At 66.0% G+C, this 20,029-nt stretch carries 16 protein-coding genes and 4 pseudogenes; 5 read left to right on the top strand and 15 right to left on the bottom strand.

The annotated features are described in order from the left end of the window. Positions 1-149: 149 nt before the first annotated feature. Positions 150-624, top strand: a pseudogene (locus tag AB0J64_RS36310) (transposase family protein); the annotation flags it as partial. 288 nt (positions 625-912) lie between these two features. Here AB0J64_RS36310 and AB0J64_RS36305 read toward each other — a convergent pair. The 9 genes and pseudogenes from AB0J64_RS36305 to AB0J64_RS36265 all read right to left on the bottom strand — a co-directional run bounded on the left by AB0J64_RS36305 (position 913) and on the right by AB0J64_RS36265 (position 9,704). Next, positions 913-1,101: a group II intron maturase-specific domain-containing protein gene (locus AB0J64_RS36305; RefSeq protein WP_364037580.1), complete on the bottom strand. Its 189-nt coding sequence runs from the start codon at positions 1,099-1,101 to the stop codon at positions 913-915. 138 nt (positions 1,102-1,239) lie between these two features. Beyond that, positions 1,240-1,479: pseudogene (locus tag AB0J64_RS36300) on the bottom strand (reverse transcriptase domain-containing protein); the annotation flags it as partial. A gap of 50 nt (positions 1,480-1,529) precedes the next feature. Then, positions 1,530-1,829 carry a reverse transcriptase domain-containing protein gene (locus AB0J64_RS36295; RefSeq protein ID WP_364037517.1) on the bottom strand — a complete coding sequence of 100 codons (300 nt, stop codon included), beginning with the start codon at positions 1,827-1,829 and terminating at the stop codon, positions 1,530-1,532. Between the two features lie 34 nt (positions 1,830-1,863). Then, positions 1,864-2,301, bottom strand: a complete 438-nt coding sequence (locus tag AB0J64_RS36290) for a hypothetical protein (RefSeq protein ID WP_364037514.1) — start codon at positions 2,299-2,301, stop codon at positions 1,864-1,866. Between the two features lie 84 nt (positions 2,302-2,385). Then, complete coding sequence (locus AB0J64_RS36285) at positions 2,386-6,261, bottom strand: SGNH/GDSL hydrolase family protein (protein ID WP_364037511.1); 3,876 nt, start codon at positions 6,259-6,261, stop codon at positions 2,386-2,388. Between the two features lie 477 nt (positions 6,262-6,738). Further along, positions 6,739-7,680: a hypothetical protein gene (locus AB0J64_RS36280; protein WP_364037508.1), complete on the bottom strand. Its 942-nt coding sequence runs from the start codon at positions 7,678-7,680 to the stop codon at positions 6,739-6,741. Between the two features lie 51 nt (positions 7,681-7,731). After that, positions 7,732-8,124, bottom strand: coding sequence for a hypothetical protein (locus AB0J64_RS36275; protein WP_364037505.1), 393 nt, complete (start codon positions 8,122-8,124; stop codon positions 7,732-7,734). Positions 8,125-8,196: 72 nt separating this feature from the next. After that, positions 8,197-8,640 (bottom strand): peptidase inhibitor family I36 protein, encoded by a 444-nt coding sequence (locus AB0J64_RS36270; protein WP_364037502.1) that lies wholly within the window; start codon positions 8,638-8,640, stop codon positions 8,197-8,199. Positions 8,641-9,017: 377 nt separating this feature from the next. After that, the gene (locus AB0J64_RS36265) at positions 9,018-9,704 is read right to left on the bottom strand and encodes an LmbU family transcriptional regulator (RefSeq protein WP_364037499.1); all 687 of its coding nucleotides are present in this window, start codon (positions 9,702-9,704) and stop codon (positions 9,018-9,020) included. A gap of 163 nt (positions 9,705-9,867) precedes the next feature. Here AB0J64_RS36265 and AB0J64_RS36260 point away from each other — a divergent pair, with 163 nt between their 5' ends. Beyond that, a complete protein-coding gene (locus AB0J64_RS36260; protein ID WP_364037496.1) occupies positions 9,868-10,287 on the top strand; it encodes a helix-turn-helix domain-containing protein in 420 nt (139 codons plus the stop codon). A 401-nt stretch (positions 10,288-10,688) separates the two neighbouring features. After that, positions 10,689-11,948 (top strand): hypothetical protein, encoded by a 1,260-nt coding sequence (locus AB0J64_RS36255; RefSeq protein WP_364037493.1) that lies wholly within the window; start codon positions 10,689-10,691, stop codon positions 11,946-11,948. Positions 11,949-12,439: 491 nt separating this feature from the next. Here the strand turns inward: AB0J64_RS36255 and AB0J64_RS36250 are convergent, their stop codons facing one another. The 3 genes and pseudogenes from AB0J64_RS36250 to AB0J64_RS36240 form a co-directional block, all read right to left on the bottom strand. Continuing rightward, complete coding sequence (locus AB0J64_RS36250) at positions 12,440-12,877, bottom strand: VOC family protein (protein ID WP_364037490.1); 438 nt, start codon at positions 12,875-12,877, stop codon at positions 12,440-12,442. Positions 12,878-12,956: 79 nt separating this feature from the next. Further along, on the bottom strand, positions 12,957-14,135 hold the full coding sequence (locus AB0J64_RS36245) for a DUF4158 domain-containing protein (RefSeq protein ID WP_364037488.1): 1,179 nt from the start codon (positions 14,133-14,135) through the stop codon (positions 12,957-12,959). 189 nt (positions 14,136-14,324) lie between these two features. Then, a pseudogene (locus tag AB0J64_RS36240) lies at positions 14,325-14,735 on the bottom strand (transposase); the annotation flags it as partial. A 146-nt stretch (positions 14,736-14,881) separates the two neighbouring features. Between AB0J64_RS36240 and AB0J64_RS36235 the strand changes: the two are divergent. Beyond that, on the top strand, positions 14,882-15,160 hold the full coding sequence (locus tag AB0J64_RS36235) for a hypothetical protein (RefSeq protein ID WP_364037485.1): 279 nt from the start codon (positions 14,882-14,884) through the stop codon (positions 15,158-15,160). Between the two features lie 921 nt (positions 15,161-16,081). Here the strand turns inward: AB0J64_RS36235 and AB0J64_RS36230 are convergent. After that, on the bottom strand, positions 16,082-16,375 hold the full coding sequence (locus AB0J64_RS36230; RefSeq protein ID WP_364037482.1) for an aldehyde dehydrogenase family protein: 294 nt from the start codon (positions 16,373-16,375) through the stop codon (positions 16,082-16,084). 168 nt (positions 16,376-16,543) lie between these two features. Continuing rightward, positions 16,544-16,705: pseudogene (locus AB0J64_RS36225) on the bottom strand (transposase); the annotation flags it as partial. 341 nt (positions 16,706-17,046) lie between these two features. On the opposite strand from AB0J64_RS36225, the gene AB0J64_RS36220 reads away from it, so the two are divergent. After that, a complete protein-coding gene (locus tag AB0J64_RS36220; protein ID WP_364037479.1) occupies positions 17,047-17,190 on the top strand; it encodes a hypothetical protein in 144 nt (47 codons plus the stop codon). 74 nt (positions 17,191-17,264) lie between these two features. Here the strand turns inward: AB0J64_RS36220 and rph are convergent, their stop codons facing one another. Continuing rightward, complete coding sequence (gene rph / locus AB0J64_RS36215; protein ID WP_364037577.1) at positions 17,265-19,847, bottom strand: rifamycin-inactivating phosphotransferase; 2,583 nt, start codon at positions 19,845-19,847, stop codon at positions 17,265-17,267. Positions 19,848-20,029: the final 182 nt, after the last annotated feature.

Below are 20,029 nucleotides of genomic sequence, written 5' to 3'. Positions count from 1 at the left end.
GGCGCCGAGCGGCCGGTCCGGGTCGCCTGGGATCATATTTCGTGATCATGTCCACCGTATACGCCATAATCCGGCGCCTTGTACCGCGTCAAATTCAGCCACGATGGCTCGGCCAGGCGCTGCGCAAGGCCCAGCGCGATGGGCTGCACTACCTGGTGCTGGACGGCACGCTGATCCGCACCGACCGGATCGCCGCCGACCGGCCGTACTTCTCCGGCAAGCACCGGGTGCACGGGATGAACGTCCAGGTCATCGCCTCACCGGACGGGACGATCCTGTGGACCTCGGGCGCGCTGCCGGGCAAGACCCACGACCTCAGCGCCGCCCGCATCTGGGGCATCCTGGGCGCACTGGACAAGGCCGGGATCATCACCCTGGCCGACAAGGCCTATCAAGGAGCCGAAGGCACAGTCGCCACCCCGTACAAGGGCAAGAACATGCCTGAGTCCCAGAAACGAGCCAACCGCTCTCACGCCAAGCTCCGCGGACTCGGGCGAACGTGCAAACGCCCAGCTGAAGAGCCGGAAGATCCTGCGCAAGCTATGCTGCAGCCCCGGCAAGGCCGGCCACCTCTGCAAGGCCATCGCCGTTCTTCAAAATCACCGCATTGGCCAGGCTGCCTGACGATGTAGGGTCGGGAGCTGGCGCGGTGGCGTCTCCTGGCGGTAGGGCTCGGGGCCTGTCTTCCGCCGGTTTCCCGGTCGGCTGTGCTCTCCCCGATGACCATGGTCAGGCTGATCGCTCCGTTTCCAGCTCCCGCCCGTCGAACCGTGCATGCGGTTCTCCCGCACACGGCTCACCGACGTCGTTCACCGGCGGCATTCGGCTTGTCCCGCCAGGGCTTGCCCGCCCTGCGCGCAACCGTGATTCCGTACAAGCTGATCAGCCCGAGATCGACCGGGCGGGCGCGGGTCAGCACCCACCAGCCGAACGCCATGCTGCGGCGATGGCGTCTTCGAATGAAGTGCGCCAACCGCCACTGCGCGTATCGTCTGATCTTGCTGAGGCGCTGAGCCCCGAATGCCCGTAACGAAAGTATCCGGCCCAGCCACGCAGGAAGCTGTTAAGGTCCTGCACGATCGCCTCCGGCGACAACAGCATCCAGCGCCGGGCGGTAATCTCCCAGATCCGGTCGCGCGCATGCCGCATCGCCCTGTCCGCGGGCCAGCGCGCCAGGAACACCACCCGAGGTTTGCTCCGATCACCCCGCGAGCGCACCAGCCGATGGTGAAAGCCCAAAAAATAGAAGCCGTCACCACCAAGCTCCAGGTGCACGATACGGGTCTTGGCCGCCTTCGGCTCCAGGCCGAGTTCGGCCAACAACTCCACCGAACGAGCCAGCGCTCGTTCGGCTTGGCTACGCGACCAGCACATCGCCACCAAGTCGTCGGCGAAGCGCACCAGCACCCCATCCGCCTGATCCCAGGCTCGGTCGAGCCGGTGCAAGTAGATGTTGCACAGCAACGGCGAGATCACGCCGCCCTGCGGTGTTCAGGTGACCTCACGCCGGACCTGCCCGTCCTCGACCATCACCCCGCTGCGCAGGACCTGCCGCAGCAGGGACAGCACGGACTGGTCGCAGACCCGTTCCTGGATCGCTGCATCAACTTCTCCTGCGGAATCGCCGAAAAGCAGTCGGCGATGTCCGTCTCGACCACCCAGCGGCGTCCCCGCTGCTGCTCATCGATGAGCACCTGCAACGCGTCATGAGCCGAACGCTTGGGCCGGAACCCGAAAGAACACTCAGCCATGTCAGCCTCGAAGACCGGCTCGAGCACGATCTTCAACGCCGCTTGCACAGCACGTGAGCGACCATTCATGGTGGGCATCCGTGAAGACGGGGCGGCGGACAGCGGCGGCAGGTCACGGCGGGCTCGTCATGGCCGGGCCGCGTCGTTCCGGCTCGCATCCGGAGATCTTGTCCAGATCGTATCGCTGGTGAGGGGTTCCGATGTCGGTGAAGGTGATGTCGTAGCATCGCACCACCAAGCTATTGCCGAAGAAGAGGTCTGCCACTACGGTGACGTCTGTCGAAATGACAAGGGTACTCGTATCCGGTCGGCGGGCTTTGAGAACGCCAGCTCCTGTAACGCTACGCCAGGAATCTCCTGCCGGATTTTCACGAAGCCGTTGTCCGACCTGCTCGGCATACCTCTTAAGTGCGGACTCAGATTTCCCCTCTATATGCGACTCCAAGACCGCACCATACAATAATTTGGGACCGAATATTACTCCGAGGACGACGGCAAGGAACACGAACAGCGTAATCGCGTAACGCCGGTTCGGCTTTTTCTCGGTCATGTCGTCATCCTAGGTCGACTCCGCAGCCTATTGGGTGTACCGCACGCTTCTCGTACGGTACACCCAATATTTCAGCCGACTGGCCTACCAACCGGTATAGTTGATTCCCGTGCCGGGGGCAAGGTGCTCCTGGAGAGCCTGCGTGTAGGCTGCTATCCCCTTTGCGTTCGGATGCATGGACGTACGGCTCGCACACCTACGGCCGTCGGCGATGCAGCCGTCGAACACGTCGTCGAAGTCGCCTTCCCCAGTCTTGTCGAAATTGATCGGGATGATCCATGGATCGTCGTCACAGGCGCCGTGAATGCCGAACTTCGATATCGGGTTGGCGAACGACACCTCCTTGCCGGCCGTCTTCAAGCTCGCCGCCATGGACGACTCCTGGGTGGCCATGAAATCAGACAAGCGGTTGAGCATCTCCATTTCTGCGGCACTGAAGTTGATCGTGGAACTGCAGGGCTGCAGGGGGTCGCTTGTGGCATGTCCGTCGAAGATTCTCGGATATCCCATCAGGACGATCTTGGCTTTCTTGCCGCGTGTGGAGGAGTCGTTCTGGACGGAGTCACTGATTCGTTCGAGGGTGTCTTTCACGTTGTAGGGCACCTGGACGCCGCTGTGGTCGAGGTCGTATACCCAGTTGTTGACGGCACCGGTGATGTTGTCTTTCAGTTCTTGCTCGTAGTCGTCGCCTTGGCAGGCCAATATGTAGCATTTCAGCACCACGTCGGGGAATCCCGCGTCGTTCCCGCCGATCGAGACCGTCACCAGTGAGGTGTTCTCGTCAAGGTATCCGGCGGCGAGCTGGCTGATCTCGCGGAATCTGCCCTCGGCTTCGCCGCGATATTCGCTCCATCCCAGTTTGTTCGCCTGATGGGGCGGAGCCACTCGTTTCATGTCGATCGTCATGGCGCCGGAGCAGGCCACGAAGTGGAAGTCGAGGTTCGGGTCGAAGCTGTCGGCCAGCTCCCCGATGGTCTTGGTCTGGCCGGGCAGGATGGTCTTCCTGATCCAGGAGTCATTGCTGCGGCGGCAGGCGTTCCACGCTGCCGTCTTGTAGCTCAGGTCGGTTTCATGGGCGTAGTTCCCGACGCCTTCTCCGGAGGAGTATGAGTCGCCCAGGGCCACGACGAAATGCTTGGGCTTGGCCGACAGGGGCTGAATTGCGATGGCATCCCAGGTGATGGCGGCGGTGCCGTCGCCTTCCTCGTTCAGAGTGGTGAGGCTGACCGAGGGTGTGCCGTCGAATTTGAAGACGCCGAGGCTTCGCCATTGGTTGCTCTGCGTCAGTTGTGACAGGTATCGCGTCTCGGACTTTCCACTTCCCAGGTTCACGGTGTAGGGCGCCTGTTGTGTCTGGGCGCGGCGCTCAGGGTTGTGGACGATCACGCGGGCCCAGCCATGTATCTCGCGATCGAGCGCCCAGGTGCCGGTCACCTGCATGACCGCCCCGTTCTGGTTGGGGCGGCGGGTGAAGGCGAACCACTGGTGCCCGCCGTACCCGTTGCCGAGTTGCTGGAAGTCGGCCCTGGCGGGCACGCGCCCGGCTGAGTCGCGGCCGAACTGGAACGTGAGCGTCCCCGCGGTAGTCACCGTTGTGGACTTGCACGATCCGATCTGCGGTGGGACAGAGGCAGAGGCGGGCACGTCGTCGATGACCAGGGCGCCTGAGGGCAGGCCTGGGGTCAGGCAGGTCCGCCAGTAGTCCTGTGGCTCCTCGCGTTCGTGACTGGCGTAGTACGGGTCGTCATACCGGAACGTCCCCTCCACTCCGCACGCGGATGGGCAGGTCTTCCACGCCTTGGGCAGATTCCACCAGCAATGGAAGTCGGCCCGCTGGCAGGTGCCGGCCCCGGAGGAGGAGGTGCCAGGAGTACAACCGTTGTCGGAGGTGCAGAACGCATTGACGTCCACCGTGATCAGGGTGCCGTTCCTGACGATCGGGACGATCGCTGAACGGTAGTCGTCGGTGGCCCATCCGGCCTGGTTGTAGCCCGCCTGCTCCTTCCACGTCTTGGATGCGGCGTCCCAGTAAGTCTTGACGATCGGCCAGGCCGCCCAGCCCAGCACCTTCTCCTGGTAGGGCCAGTACTGTGGGGTGGCCGCGTCAGCGTAGGTGTTGTGGTCCAGGAACGGATGGCGGCCCGGCTTCCACAGGCCGCTGGAGGGGTTGTTGGTCCACCCGAGCCCCCAGGTGTCGGCGCCATTGGGGCCACCCACGTCGGCCTTCGGGTGATAGCCACTGTTGTAAGCCCAGACCGCGAAATACCAGCTCTCGATCTTGGACGGGTCGCCGCCGCTGGCCAGCACCGTGCCGCCGGAGTCGCCCCAGATCTGGTTCCACTTCTGGGTCAAGGTGCGAAGCCCGGCTGCGATGTTGGTGAGGTAGTCCATGGCCACGGCCTTCTGCGTGTTCGCCGGCCAGGCCGTCTCGCCCGGCCGCTCGTGACCCGCCAGGCGCATTCCGTCGGTCTGTTGGGAGACGCCATAACCGCAGTCGGCCTTGGAGAAGTCGATGGCCCAGTCGTTGCTGGGGTCCTTATCGTAGACGTCCACCCCGTAGTAGTTGCCGACCATCGGGTTGCCCGTCTCCCCCTCCATCACATTGCGCTGTGCCTGCCACAGGTTCGACTCCTGGGCCAGGATGCCCAGCATGATGTTGGTCGGTACTCGGCCGCCGCCTCGCAGGTCCTCGGCTGGGAACATCGCCTGCGGTGACCATGTCGGAAGCCCTGAGCCCTTCCAGTTGTCCGGCCGGGTCAGCGTCAGACGCTTGAGCACCAACTGGTCAACTGCCCATTCCACCTGCCGCCAGTGCGGCTGGTACACCTGGATCTTGGGATCGTTGCGCGGCACCGCGCAGGTGTAGCCGGTGTCCACCGTGCTGTCCGCAGCCGCTGCCAGGCCGGAGGCACCCTTTTGCGCGGCGAACGCCTTCATTAGCCGCCGGTTCGGGGTGCCGCCCGTGTGCCCCCGGGGGGCGAGCCGTTCACGCGGGGGCACCTCGAACGACAGGCTCGCTCCGGTGGCCGGGACGCGTGCGGAGATGTCCACATCCTCCGGCCCGGCAACGTCGCCGCTGACGCCGCGGATCCCGGTGTCATGCGGGTCGCTCTCCTCCCCCCGCCGCAGTCCGTGTCGGCTGGCACTGCGCACCACGATCTCGCCGCGTGCCGAGATCTGGCCATCGGGACGGGCGTTGACACGGGTCATCCCGGCCGGCAACCCCGCCACGCTGACGCTCTCATCGCCCATGAGGAACAGCCGCCCGCCGGCGCCCGACTGCACTCCCAGGCCGCCGAGCGGCCCCTTGGCCACCGTACGCGGCTTGCCGTGCAGGCCGTCGAGGTAACTGACCGTAACCTGCCCTCCGCTCTGCTCGGCGTAGGCGATGCCGCCGGAGGCGTCCACACGGACGTCGAAAGGCAGGGAACCTGTACGAGCCAGAACGCGCCGCTTACCGCTGCCCGAGACGGCGACCAGGGCGTTTCCGGACGCCGCCACGATCTCCTCTCCGTAAGGCACCGCCGAGGTGAACTGGCCGGCCAGCACTGTGGCCCGAGCGACCTTCCTGTCCTCAGCATCAATCATCAGTAGGCGGCTGGAGGTATGACCCTCCATGGCCGCCTGTGTCAGTACCGCCTTCCCGTCCGCGCCGCAGCCCGGGTTGAAGTAGGCCAGGCTCACCTGGTCGTCGAGCTTCGTCACTTGGCCGGTCTTCACATCGACGACCGCCGCGAAGGCGCCGCGGGCGAATAGCTCGGCCCGGTTGGTGAAGTGCCGGGGCGCGTAGACCACTATGGCGCTACCGCCGTCGCCGGTCAGGCACGAGTTGCCAACCCACTGATCGGTGTCCATCCCGGGCTCGGACAACGTGGTGAGCGTTCGCCACTGGTAGCCGGTCCGCGCCTCCGCGATCAGCAGGTGGAAGCCAGTGGAGTCACCGGTCGCAGCATATGCCACGTCCTTTGACGACTCCCATCCGCTAGGTAACACCTGCTGACGGCGGGCTTCCGGTACATCAGAAATACGGGCTCCCTCGGATCTTGCGGCGGGTGGTGAAGGAGGCTGTCGATCGGATGTAGGGAGCGGGGTGGCGGCCTCGATGGCGGTGTTGGAGACATCGAGCGCAGTCGCTGATGCGCCGCCGCCAGGAAGACTGGCAGATGTCAGGAGAACCGCGACCGCCGCTCTCGCCAAAAACGTGCGTAACCATGCGGATCTGGACACACATACTCCAAGCAGAGGAAACATTCAGCGCTCGCCTGGACCGCTGAATTCAAACAGCTCAATGAGCGATGACAGAGATGGCCACTGGCGCGCCGGCTGTCCGCCAAGGATGCCCTGCGCGCCGCCTGACCTCGAACAACCGCAACGTGCCGCGTGGCCGCCCACCGGCAGCCGCGCGGCACGCGGGCGTTCCTTGACCCGATTCCCGCGCTATTCGCCCAAGATCTTCTGTGCGTTCTTGAGCTTGATGCCGTTGTCGGTCTTGAACTTGTTGAGCCGGCCCACATTGGCGGCGATCAAGGTGTTCTGCGCGTCCTTGTCGGCGACGTACCGGGCACCCAGGTAGTTGGTTTCCAGCTTGCAGTTCATGTCCGCCGTGGCGACCGCCTTCTCCTCACTGGTGAGCGGCCCGCCATTACGCCGATCGCTCCAGCGCGGGTCCTCCCAAGCGGCACCCGGGTCCTTGTAGGAGTAGCCGGAGCGAGCCATGCAAGCGCTCCATCGCTGTGTCGCACCGACGACGCGCGCATCCTTCTCCGCCTGCTCCGACGCCTGGCCGCGTAACTGGGTCACGACCCACTCGTCCTCGGTCCCGGCACCGTTCAGCACGGCCCTGCGCGCCTCGCCGAGACAGCCGCCCTCGGGCACCTGCGCGCCCCGGTACACCTGCTGTCCCTTGCCCAGGTAAACCGACACCTCTTCCGGCGAGGGCTTGGCGGCGGCCTTGGCGGAGGACTCGGAGTTGAGCGCCTTGTCGGAAATTTCGGCCATCGGGCCGCCCGCGTAGCCGTACTCGGCCACCTTCGCCGGGTCGATGAACAGGTATTGGCGGTCCTTCGGGAAAGGCCGCGTCTGGGCCTTCAGCTTCTCCTTCGGGTAATCCGTGAATCCGAAGCGTCCCATACAGTCCGACAGGGAGGAGCGCATGGCGTTGGTGAGCCGGGCCATGTCGGTGGGACTCACCTCGTAGGCGTCCAGCGGGAATGCGACGTCTTGGATCGACTTGAGCTGGGGAATGTCCGCGGATTTCGCGGGGCCGGCCGCGGCGGTCGTGCTCGCATAGGCGTAGGTACCGCCGGCGGCGATCGCGCATATCGAAAGAGCCGCTACTGCCGTGATACTTCTGTTACGTCGGCGAACGTTCTGGGTCATGTCCTCACCTTATTGTCGGTACGGTTTTTCCTGGCCGCCTGTTCGATCCCGTCAGGGACACTGCCAGCTAACGGAGCTCGCCTTGTTGTCGAAGGCCTGCTGCCGGAGGTCCGGATAACTGACTTGCGGATACATGATCTGGTAGCTGCCGCCCCAGTCGGTGTACTGCCAGAGCACGGCCGTGCATGAGGTGTCCAGGTTCCTGGCGGAGCTCGTGCGATTGTCGACGATCTCGGCCGCCATAATCATCTCGTCGCCGTCCCAGTACCAGAAATGGTCGTCGGTGAAATCGCCGTCGGTTCCGATGTAATCGGCCTGCTCGTCGGTGTAGTTGTACAGCCGGTAGACGCACAGCTCGTGCGGCGGCGTGCAATATCCGTCCGCGGCGGAGGCGGGCGACGTCGACACGATCTGGCCGGCCAGCGCCATGCCGACGACCGACACGGCGGCGGCGATTCTGTTGAATGGCACTCTCATCTTGTTTCTCTCCGTCTGTTCGCTGATTCAGCCGAAGGGTCAGCCGGTCGAGCCGTTCGTGCACTCCGTCCAGCCGGTCCACTTGTAATGCGAACTGAGCCTGTCGTTGTAAGCGCCGAGCGAGTCGAAGGTCGGGTCGATGTTGTACATCACGAAACCGGACCCGCCGAACTCGGCGTTCTCATAGAACCACCACTCGCAGTAGCCCTCCTGATTGATGATCGAACTGGCCTGGTCGTTGATGTTGACGGTAGTGGGAGTCAGATGACCCGCGTAGAAGACGTCGGCGGCTGATGTGTAGTTCTTGTCGGTCCGGGTGAAGTCGAGCATCCCGCCCTGGAAACCGCTGTCTCGATACAGGCAGACATCTCCGTCCTCCATCGCGTAACCGCACGAGCCGTCATGTCCGGCCATCGCGGGCGTCGCGCCGACGGAAAGGGCCAGCACCCCTATCGAGCAGGCGACCGCCAGTTTTCGAGTCATGGATCCTAAGTGCACTGATCCTCCATGCAGGCGTGGGTGAGCATCGGCACCATTCGTGCCGACTGAAACAAGGGGAGCGGCTCCCGAAGAAACCAGAAGCGGTTTCCGGGCCAAGCGGGGGACTCGGTGCCGCTGGCGGCGATCCTGTACGACCGGCGGTGCCTTTTGCAAGAGGGCCGAGAAAGCTTTTTCCGCCCCTTGATTTCGTCAGGCCGGCGTGTTCGCATTACCCGGGCCGCGTTCGCGCTTTCTTCATTCCCGGAATACGCGCGCCCACCTTCCGGCGCGCCACGTACGTCCTCCCCCGGCCGCGCCGGTCGTGGTTTTCCTGTCGGCCCGCCCGGTCCACACTGCGGGCCGACAGGGGCAGGGCCGGACTACATCACGATGCCGCCGTGAACCGCGGCGCGGTCGAGCGTGAGAGCGATCCACTCAAGCAAGGGAACGGAGGCGACCTCGGCCGCCGCCTTCCAGCGTTCCTCCCGCTCGGAAGAGACCTGCACGGTGACGGTCACGGAGACCGGTTGAGGCCTGAGCGCCCCGGCGCGGCCGGCCTGGATCTCCTTGCGCAGCCTACTCAGCGGCCAGTTCTCGCGAGCCGCGCGCGTGAGCCACATTTCCTGCTCGCCTTCGGGGAGAGCGGCCACCTCGGCGTGGTGCTGCATGCTCAGCGTGTCCCGTCGACGGGACATCGGGATCTTCCTGGCGACCCACGCGTAGTTGCGCAGCGTCTTGTAGGAGAGCGAGGTCCTGGCGAGGGCCGCCCGATACCGGTCGGGGAAGGACTCCTCGCCGAAGACCAGCCAGTCGGCCAGCCACCACGTCGAGGAGTCCGCGATCACGTTCAGTTGGTCGCCGACCTTCTCCCACGACTCGAATGACAAGTCATCGGGCAGACGCAGACCGAGCCTTCTGGCGCGCACGGAGGCGTCCAGCCCCAGTCTCTCCCCTGGGGGAGCACTTCGGGAGACTGACCGGGCCCTCCTCGTGACGCCGTCGTCCAAGGTGCCGGGGCGGCGACTGTGCCCTTCGGGAGGGGCGGGGTCGAGGAGTGACTCAGTCATTGAGCATCATTCTCCGGTTGGTAACCCACAGAAGAGCATTCCATGTAATTGGGGGTACTTCTGGAAGGCGGAGCTAACGGAAGTTAGCACATCATCGATGTATGCTTGCCGCCTCTATTCCGAATTGTCAACTCGTGTCAGCAAAAGAGCAAGTGGAGCGACGATGCCGCTGGCAGCCCGGCTGAAGCGACTACGCGAGATCATGGTGAACCCGCGCACCGGTACGCCGTATTCGCTGCGTGAGGCCGCCGCCGCGATCTCCGCCGCCGGAACCCCGATCACGGACGCCTATCTGTCACTCCTCGAAACCGGCGACCGTAGAGCGGTGTCGTTGGAGAAGGCCATCGGCATCGCCAGGTTCTATGGCGTTCCGGTCGAATACCTGCAGGAAGAGCCGCACACCGAGATACGCGACGACGTCGAGTCGCGGCTGGCACTGTTCGAGGCGATTCTGCGCGCGGGAGCCGCGCAAACCTGGCTCCGACGTGCGATGGAGCTGTCCCCGGAGGGTCGACGGCGCATCGCCCGGCTCATTGAGCAGGAACGCCGCGACGAGGGGCTGCTCTTCGACTCCGACGGCTGACCGGCTTTCGCGGTCACCGAATGTAGGCCGAATATAGACGGCCCAGGAGCTCTTAATGTAGGCAGAATGTAGACGGCCCCGGCGCCACCGCCGAATACACGCCGGTTTGTCGAGTGACCGTCCACGACTTGACATTCTCATTGACGGCCGACGATGCCTGACGTACACATTGATCGTCGAGATCGAAAAGGTGGAAGAAGCTCATCGTCCGGGCTCGCCCAGTCTTCTCCTCTGACGTCCCGTCGCATTCTCGAGTATGGAGTGGTGTGCACAGCCGCCGATTCGCTGGGATCGTCACACTCATCCTGGCAACCCCGTCTCTGCTGACCGGACACACCCTGTTACATACCGGCGAGCCGGCCGCCGCAAAAAGCGTCGTCCAGACGGCCGATGCCGCGCACGTGCCGCGAGCCCGCGCGGTGGACGACAGCCGCTCCTCCGTCAAGGCCGACGCGCGGGACTCCTCGTTGCTCGCGGGTTGGCGTACGTCGGACGACGTCGCACTGGCGACGGCAGGTGACTCGACCGGGCTCCATCTGCTGCTCGCCGAGGCCAGGAACGGCTACCAGTGGCGGACGCTGGCGACGCTCAGCGAGCCCGGCATGGACACCGACCAGTGGATCGGCAACGCGTGTTTGACCGGAACGGCCGACCGCGTGGTGGCCGTCTACGCGCCGCGGCACTTCACGAATCGGCCCGCGTTGTTCGCCCGTGGCGGCTTCGCGGCGGTGATCGACGTACGCGACGGGACAGTGACCAAGCTGAAGGAACAGGTCGCCCTGGCGTACTTCAACCCGGGATGCGGTGCGGGAGACGCGGTCGCCCTGACCCAGGGGGCCGACGACGAGCACCGCACCAGCCGACTGCTCCGGGTGGACACGCCACGGGGCAAGGTCACCGCCGCCACAGTGCTGCCCGGGGACGTCGGCTCGGCCGTCCCGTACCGGAACGGGCTGGTGGCGGCCAAGGGCGGCGCACTGGTGTCGATCTCCCCCACCGGCAGCGTGAAAACGCTGGCGAAGACCGCCGGTGTGCCCTTCGACCTGCGCGTGGACGGCCAGAACGGCATCACGTTCGCCGAGCTCGCCGGACAGCGGATGACCGTCAGGTACTACCACGACGGTGACACCAGGACCTTGGCTACCGCGGATCTGGGCGGGCTGTCCGTCCAGGCGGGACGCGGAGGCAAGGTGTTCCTCGTCGGCGAGCCGGACGAGGTGCGCGCTCTTCCCGGCGACGTGAAGGTCGTGAACGGGCCGACCGGTGGCACGATCTCCAATCGGGGCGAGCTCGTCGTCAAGAGCGCGGCTCGCCGGGGCCTGCGTTCCGGGCCCCGTACAGATCCCCGCGACACCGGCATCTCGGGCGTCAGCACCGGCGCGGCGACCGAGCCGATCGACGTAGCCGCGCAGGTACCGGCGACCAAGGCCGAGCTGAGCTTCGAGGTGGCCGTCGAGGCCCGGACAGCGGCGGAGATCGACACGGGGGCCACCATGAATCCGCGCCTGGCCAAGGTCACCCGTCAGGGGTTGAGCACGACGGCCGCGGACTCCCCCGTGTACCCCGGGCACACCTGCTCAGTCCGCTCAACGACGCGACCGTACAGACCTGCCAGCCGCACTGGCGGCAGGTGGAGTGGGCAGTGGATCAACTCGTCATGAAACGTCTGACGTTGACGCGCGGCGCCGACTGGAAGAAGTCGGGCCTGCCCGCCTGGTCTCGGCCCTCCGCTCCCGAAGCTGGCCCCAGCCCCAAGCTAGCTATATGAGTGATCACGATTGCGGTTCGTGATCGCGCCGTGGATTCTGAGCCCCTCACGCGCCGGATCGCCGCGGCTTGCGGTTGATCGCGGCTCGCGGGTAGGTCAGGCCGAGGTGGGCCGCCGGCGGGTTGTTGAGGTAGTCGCCCCAAGCACAGCCCGTGAAGCGGGGGCAGGTCTCCAGCCATGTGTTGCAGTGCCGGCAGAGCAGGCCGCGGACCTGAGGAGGCCGGCGGGGTCGTGGTCGACGAACACGCCGATCGTGCTGTGGCGCGCGTGGCAGGCCGGGCCCAAGGCCGCGATCAGCGCTTTGATGATCGGGCCGAGGATCGGCCCCTGGAACGGAGGCCACCGCGCGCTGTCTTGTTCGACGTTCAACGAGGTAGACGTTCGTCAGCCCAGGCAGAACTCGTTGCCCTCGATGTCCTGCATCACGAGGCACGACTCGTTCTCTTCATCGGCAGGCAGGAGCCGCACGCGCACCGCGCCGAGCGGGATCAGCCGCGCGCATTCGGCCTCAAGGGCTGCCAGGCGTTCCTCACCCACTAGACCGGTGCCGACCCGCACGTCAAGGTGCAGCCGGTTCTTGACGACCTTGCCTTCGGGAACGCGCTGGAAGTACAGCCGCGGACCCGCGCCCGAGGGATCGCTGCATGCGAACCATGAATCCCGCTGCTCAGGCGGCAGCGTGCGATTGAAGTCGTCCCAACTGGCAAACCCCTCTGGTGGCGGCGGCGCGACGTACCCCAGCACCTCGCACCAGAAACGAGCAACGCGCTCAGGTGATGCGCAGTCGAAGGTGACTTGAATCTGCCTAACTGATGCTCCCATGGATCAATTCTCCCCTTGGTTGCCATATGGCCGATCAGAGCAACTGTCCGTGATCCACGGTTGCGACGTCATCCTCAGGCTAGTAGTTCGAGTACGAGCTGGTCAGCACAGTGCGGACCCGGGCCTTGTAGGCCCTGGCGTCCGCCTTCGCCTCGGCCACCAGCGCCTGTAATGTCGCTTCCCCGCCCGGCACCGCTGGGAACACCACCTGCCGGACCGTGCCCTCCGGCGCCCGCAGCGACGCCTCGGCGATCGAGAACAGCGTCTCGGTCTTGCGGTGCACCTTCTTGGCCTCGGCCTCGATCGCCCGCTCGACCTTCCGCTCCGCCCGAGTGTTGATCTTTGACACCAGGCCGATGAACAGATCGACCAGCGCGTCGGTGATCTCCGTCGTCCGCGACCAGGCCAGCGCGGCCATCAAGGTCAGGCGGACCGGCGGCTGGTTCGCCGCCAGATCGGAGGGATGCGAGGCCATCGCCCGCGCCCGCCAGGAGGCCACCAGCCGATCCGAGAACCCGCTGAACAGGTCGGCTGTGAGCCCCAACGCCTTCGCGCGCCGAAGCTTCACGATCTCCTCCAGCAGCGTCTCCAGCGCCAGCCGCCCGGGGTCGGACTTCAACTCCAGCAGGAACCCGTCCTCACCCGTGGCCGGCTCCCACAGCGCTCGGGCCGAATCCGCCGACAGCCCGTTCAGCACATGCAGGCAGAACTCCCGCTCGAACCGTGCCCTGCCCGCACCCACGATCCGCTCCACACGGCCCGGCGGCTCGATCTTCAACGTCCGGCAGCGTGCCAGCATCGCCGCCCGCAGCCCCTCGTCGGTGAACACCATCGGGCAGATCTTGTCCGCCAGCCACTCGGCCAGCACATCCTCATCCGCCCGGGTCGACTCCCGGAACCCCAGCGCCTCCCGGACCTGCGCCCGGTGATACTCGATCGTCGACCCTGACCATCGGTACTCCCCGAACAGCTCCGGTTCGACCTTCACCTGCCCGGCCAGGCAGTCCACCGCAGCCTTGGGCACCTCACCTGCGTGACGGGGGAACCGGCCCTCCAGCTCGAAGAACTTCAGCAACAGGCTGAAGCCCAGACGGTCGCTCCCGTCTTGTTCCCTACCAGCTCCCAGTCGCCGTCCAACAGCGTCCACGCTGCGGTCAGCTCTTCCGGCTCCCACTCCCGCCGCACCCGAACCTGCCCTCCGCTCGACCGTGTCCGACACGAACACGATCAAGCAGAAACCCCAATCAACCAGCACCATTCACTTCTCCGTGACGATCACGAACCGCAAGCGTGATCACTCACACAGCTACTAATCACTCTTAACGAGTCCAGCCGCTCCGGCAGACTCGGGGCCTGTACGACCAGCAGGCCCAGTAGCGCAGAACGAGGGTCTGTCTAATTAGATAACGGTGTATCTCGATCTTGATTAGCTATCGGGCGGTCGGGGTCAGGCGGCCTCGAAGGTGATGGCGAAGGCGTTCAAAGCAGCTTTCCGGCGAGCCACCCAGCGTTTGCGGCCCTTGCCGGTCGGATCCAGGCTCATGATCGCCATGTGGACGCACTTCAGCGCGGCCTGCTCGTTCGGGAAGTGGCCGCAGGCCTTGACCGCCCGCCGGATCCGGGCGTTGACCGATTCGATGGCGTTGGTCGCGCAGATCACCCGGCGAATCTCGGTGTCGAAGTTGAGGAAGGGCACGAACTCGGCCCAGGCGTCCTCCCACAACTTCATGATTGCCGGGTACTTGCCGCCCCAGGTCTCAGCGAACTCGTAGAACCGCTCGAGCGCGGCGGCCTCGGTCGGAGCGGTGTAGACCGGCTTGAGAGCCTTGGCGATGGCATCCCAGTGCTGGCGGGCGGCGCGCCCAGCCCGACCAGCCGGCCACCCCCGCCGCCCTGCAGGCACTCCTGGACCGCTTCGTCGCACCCTACAACCACCAGCGCCCGCACCGCTCGCTCCTGCACCGGGCTACCCCCGCAGCCATCTACACCGCCCTGCCCAAAGCCTTGCCTGTCGGCACCCGCGAAGGAGACACCCATACCCGCGTCCGACACGACCGCGTCGACCGATCCGGCATCGTCACCCTGCGCCTGGGCGGCCGCCTCCACCACATCGGCGTCGGCCGAACCTACGCACGAACCTACGTGCTCCTGCTCGTCGACGACCTGCACATACGCGTCGTCAACGCCGTCACGGGGGAACTCCTGCGCGAGCTGACCCTCGGCCCCACCCGCGACTACCAACCCCAGGCAAACACCAACAAGACGAAACCCCCGAACCCGTAGGTTCGAGGGTTTCCGATGTCCTGAGACATCACATGGCGCGCCCTGCAGGATTCGAACCTGCGACCGTCGGAGTCGCATCGCGACTTCCCGGAATGGATCCCACGCTCCGGCCGCACCGGCACCATCCATGGACGACGGTCGTAGTGCTCGGCACGTGCTCCAACCCGTACACAACTCCATGATCTCCGCAGAGCGAACTGCCCGCTCGGACCGAGGTCGCTGGTTCCAGCTGCCACCCTGCGCCGTCCGTGTGGGACGGACCACGCGGACAGTGCACGGGATAACACCGCTTTCAGGACACCGGGGCGCTCCTGCGGCGGCTGGACCGTTGCCGCCGTGTATTGGCCGATCCGCGGCCCGGCCACATCCCGATCAACGCCATTGGCGCCCAGTAGGGTTTCGCGAACGACTCACCATTCAACCGGCCCTTCGGCGTCACCCCTGAGTCGGGAATGGCGAAAGTCTTATTGTCTTGCCCAGTCCTCCCGGATCTCACCTCACGACCCGGCCGGATCTTCCCCACCACCGGCGGGCCCGTCACCTCCCGTGTCGAACAATCTATGAGCATGGATTCCGCAAGACGCGCTGTCACCACGGAAGTCTCGACCATGCCGATCTACGCTTCCCGCATGGCTTTTGTTATCCCAGAGATCAAGGTCGGCCTGGCCGAACTCGGTGGCGGGCCTGACGCCTGGTGCTCAAGATGCGGCAAGCGTGCGACTCTGTACTACGTTGATCCGGCGACCGGACGACCCACGTACGTCTGCACGGCCGATGCCGGTCCCGAGGTAGAGGCAATGCTCTTGCGCTCCGCCGACTAAGGGAATCACCACCGCGGTATCAGCCCTTCGAGCCTCCGCGCTGAAGAGACTCCGGAACGAGGTATTCCTCGACGCCGTAGAACCGCGCTCGCGCCCGTACCTATGAGTGTTTGACCCCGCAGAACGGGGCGTCCCACGCCGTCGGAGTGTCGCTCTGGATCACACCGCCGACGCTAAGCCGTCGCGCGACGCTCCCGAAGCGCGCATCGTCATCGGTCCACACGCGCGCGATGAGGACCGACCGCGTGCTTTCCGCGAGCTCGATCGCATGCGCCTCATCATCGGCAGGCTGAATCGCGAGCACGGGCCGGCGTGCTGGGGGTGTGTTCAGCCAGTGACTCCGAGGACGCGACCGTGCCACACACGCTTTCCTCCCTTGACGGCCAGAGCTCATGCACACCACGCAACGCCCCCGGTCCGGGTTGGTTGGAGGCCGTGAAGCCAGCATGGGTCACGTCCCGCGGAGTGGTGTAGTCCGGTTCTCGCGTGAGGCTTTGCTGGGTTGACTATGCCGTCATCAGTTCGGTGTGCGCCACCTCCTACTGGTCAGTGTCGGGTGGGATGGAAAGGCGGTGAAGGCCAGGATGTCGTCGGCGGCCCCGTGCAGCATGGCCTCGACCTTGGGGAACTGGCGACCGAGCATGCCGGCGATCACCGCAAGCTGATCGCGGACCATGTCCGGGGTGGGCTGGGCGAACCTTTGGACACTCCGAAGCCGCGACGCGCGGCGTGAGCGCGCCATCATCGAGGGCCGTGGACATGCAATGACATCCCACCCACGGGCGATGTCCGTGAGCGTCCAACGTGACGAATTTCGCCCCGGCGATGACACGCGAGTGAAGCCGAACGCCGGCGCCGATGTTCGCCCGGGACATGGGGTCCGGCGCCGCGGTGCGAGGCGCCGGACCTGGTCCATGTCTCCAAGTTCAAGCGGTGGCGGTGTCAGCGCTCCGCTGCGCAGAGTGATCAGCCGGGCCTGGTCAGGCCGCGGCAGCGGCCTCGCAGCCGGTAGCGCTACCGTAGCCCAGGCTGCTGTGCAACCGATGCGGGTTGTGCCAGCCCTCGATGAACTCGAAGATCGCGCTGTGGGCGGCGGCGCGGGCGGGCGGGCGACGGCTGATCAGCGAGGAGTTCGCCCTTGAGCATGGCGAAGAACAACTCGGCCAGAGCGTTGTCCCAGCATCGATGACCGGCTCGCCCGACCGGTAGCCACACTCCGAGCCGCTCCCCCAGCCGGGCGGCGGCGGTGCTGGTGTACTGCTCGGGTAGGTCGTCTCGGTGAGTCAAGGCAGGATCTCGACGTACCCGTCGGTTCCGTGCACGCGGATCCGCTGCCCGTCCCGGATCAGCCGGGTGGCCTGCTCCACGCCCACGACGGCAGGCAAGCCGTACTCCCGGGCGATCACCGCGCCATGGGTCATCAGGCCGCCCACCTCCGTCACCAGGCCCGTGATCGCCACGAACAGGGGCGACCAGCTGGGGTCCGTGTATGGCGTGACCAGGATGTCTCCCGCCTCGAGGTCGGCCTGCGCCATGTCCAGGATGACGCGGGCCCGCCCTTCGACGGTCCCGGCGGAGACCGGCAGGCCGATCAGGGCGCCGGCCGGCACGTCGTCGCGCCGGTACGCGCCGGTGAAGACCTCGCCGTCCGATGTGAGCACCCGGGGCGTCGTGAGCGCGTGATACGACCGGAACGCGTCCTTGCGCTGCTGGATGAGCTGGTCATCCACCTGGTTGGTGCGCACAACGTCGTGGAGCTCCTGGAACGTGAGGTAGTAAATGTCCTCCTTCTCGGTCAGCACGTTGGCCTGCACGAGGCGCTCGGCCTCCTCCAGCACGGCCTGCTTGTAGACGAAGTAGCGGCTGATGATGCCGTACTTCGGGTACTCGCGGTAGCCGATGAAGGTCCGGACCCGGTCGATCATCCGCTTGGCCTCGTCGGCTTTCTGCTCCCCGTCCGGAAGGGCCCGCAGGCGTGACAGCACGTCCTGTTCCTTCTTCTTCGCCTCTTGCCGCCCGTGCTCGAAGCGCCGCTCGGCGGCACCCGGCTCGAAGAGCTTGATGTTGTCGAGGATCAGGGGCACGAGCGTGGTGGGACGCTCGCTCCAACGCGGCCTCGTGATGTCGATCTCGCCGACGCAGCGCATGCCGTACCGGTCGAGGTAGGCCTCGATGGCGTCGCGCGCTTCGGTCCCGCCCGCGAGCTTCGGCAGCTCGTCCAGGAAGCCCTCGTTCTCGACGTCCTGCAGGAACGCCACCACCTCCGGATACGGGCGGATCACGTCCGCGACGTCGAGCAGCGCCAGCCCCATCTCCGACGTGACGTTGTCGGGGGCGGACAGCGTGAGCGTGTCGGCCGCGTTCTTCTCGCCCAGCCACTCCTGCAGCTTGTCGTTGAGCCACCACGTGGCCTCCATCCCCGCCATGATCGCCTGCATGCTCAGCGGATCCCTGAGGGCCCGCTTGTGCTCCTGGAAGGCCTCCAGCAGGAAGTCGAACAGCGCCGTCCCGGTCTTCGTCCGGATGTCGCGCCGCAGGGCGGCGATGGACGCCTGGCTGCGCTCGATCAGCCCGGTGACGATAGCCGGATCGGTCTCGATCGGAGCGGACGCGCCGCCGACCGACGGCCCGCCGGGACCACCGTCCGGGAGCGTCGGGACGAAGTCGCCGCGATCGAGGACGGTTTCCAGCGCGTCCCTGGTCAGCGGATCGGACCTCCCCGCCATCTCCAGGAGGCCGGCGCGGCTCGCGGGCGAGGCCAGTTGCCGGGTGGCGTCGACGAACAGCCTCCCACCGGCGTCGTGCATCGGCGCCATGGCCGTCAGCTGCCAGAAGGAGAGCCCCAGGGGCTTCATGGAGTCGGTCATCATCTGCTGATGACCAACGGACAGGTAGACGTGGTTCTCCCGGTCGTGGGCCGCGGGGATGGGGAACAGCGTGGTGATCGGCCGGCTCTGCACGATCTGGAAGTCATCGTCGGCCAGGCACCATTCGATGTCCTGCGGGCGGCCGAAGTGCGCCTCGATCCGCCGGCAGAGCCGCACGAGCCGCACCACCTGCGCATCCGTCAGCGCCGGCTGCTCCTGCCGCTGCGGGTCGATCGGCAGTACCTGCGTCCCGCCGGCCGGCGAAGCATGGATGGCACGCCTCTTGACGGCAACCGCCTTGGTGACGACCTCGCCGTCTCGCACCTTGTAGACGTCCGGGTTCACCAGGCCGGAGACCAGGGCCTCGCCGAGGCCGAAGCCGGCGTCCACGGTGGCGACCTTCCGGTTGCCCGTGACGGGGTCGGCCGTGAACACGATGCCGGCCGCATGCGGGAAGACCATCTGCTGTACGACCACGGCCATGCGGACCTTCCGGTGGTCGAAGCCGTTGCGCAGGCGGTAGGTCACGGCCCGCTCGGTGAACAGCGACGCCCAGCACCGGCCGACGTGCTGGAGGATCGCCGCCGGACCCACGACGTTCAGGTAGGTGTCCTGCTGGCCTGCGAAGGAAGCCGTCGGCAGGTCCTCTGCCGTCGCGCTGGATCGCACGGCGTAGGCGGCCTGCTCGCCGAGCTGCGCGAGCGCGCGGGTGATCGCCGTCGCTATGTCGTCAGGGATGGCAATCCCTTCGATGATTTGGCGGACCTCCGCGCTGAGCGTGCGGATCGCCTCCCGGTCATCCGGGTTCAGGCGCGAGAGCTGATCGAGCCGATCGTCGATCGACGGCGTTGCCGCCATGATCCGCCGGAAGGCGTCCGTCGTCACGCAAAAGCCGGCCGGCACCCGGATGCCTTCGATCCGCGACAACTCCCCCAGGTGCGCGCCCTTGCCGCCAACGACCGCGACATGCATCTCGTCAACCTCTTGGAGACCCAACACGTACTGCTCGCTCACTGCGATACCTCCGAGGCAGCCGTGCTCCGTTGCACCACGCTGGCCGATCGAATCGGCGGCGCCTTGAGCTCCGTCGAGATACTTGTCGGGCATGTCCTCATCCCTCGTTGCCTTTCGTCTGACGAGTCGGCCGGCCGCTCCGGCCAGTCGGGCGGTGCACACACCCG

The organism is Nonomuraea sp. NPDC049695 (assembly GCF_040674955.1).
Classification (GTDB): Bacteria; Actinomycetota; Actinomycetes; order Streptosporangiales; family Streptosporangiaceae; genus Nonomuraea; species Nonomuraea helvata.
Note: the sequence above shows the minus strand (reverse complement) of the source record. Positions and strands in the feature narration are given on the sequence as shown.

Coding starts and splice junctions, on each gene's coding strand:
- AB0J64_RS36305 (WP_364037580.1), bottom strand. CDS start 1,101: ATGCTGTTGTCGCCGGAGGCGATCGTGCAGGACCTTAACAGCTTCCTG.
- AB0J64_RS36295 (WP_364037517.1), bottom strand. CDS start 1,829: ATGCCCACCATGAATGGTCGCTCACGTGCTGTGCAAGCGGCGTTGAAG.
- AB0J64_RS36290 (WP_364037514.1), bottom strand. CDS start 2,301: ATGACCGAGAAAAAGCCGAACCGGCGTTACGCGATTACGCTGTTCGTG.
- AB0J64_RS36280 (WP_364037508.1), bottom strand. CDS start 7,680: ATGACCCAGAACGTTCGCCGACGTAACAGAAGTATCACGGCAGTAGCG.
- AB0J64_RS36270 (WP_364037502.1), bottom strand. CDS start 8,640: ATGACTCGAAAACTGGCGGTCGCCTGCTCGATAGGGGTGCTGGCCCTT.
- AB0J64_RS36265 (WP_364037499.1), bottom strand. CDS start 9,704: ATGACTGAGTCACTCCTCGACCCCGCCCCTCCCGAAGGGCACAGTCGC.
- AB0J64_RS36260 (WP_364037496.1), top strand. CDS start 9,868: ATGCCGCTGGCAGCCCGGCTGAAGCGACTACGCGAGATCATGGTGAAC.
- AB0J64_RS36250 (WP_364037490.1), bottom strand. CDS start 12,877: ATGGGAGCATCAGTTAGGCAGATTCAAGTCACCTTCGACTGCGCATCA.
- AB0J64_RS36245 (WP_364037488.1), bottom strand. CDS start 14,135: ATGGTGCTGGTTGATTGGGGTTTCTGCTTGATCGTGTTCGTGTCGGAC.
- AB0J64_RS36230 (WP_364037482.1), bottom strand. CDS start 16,375: ATGAGCTCTGGCCGTCAAGGGAGGAAAGCGTGTGTGGCACGGTCGCGT.
- AB0J64_RS36220 (WP_364037479.1), top strand. CDS start 17,047: ATGAACTCGAAGATCGCGCTGTGGGCGGCGGCGCGGGCGGGCGGGCGA.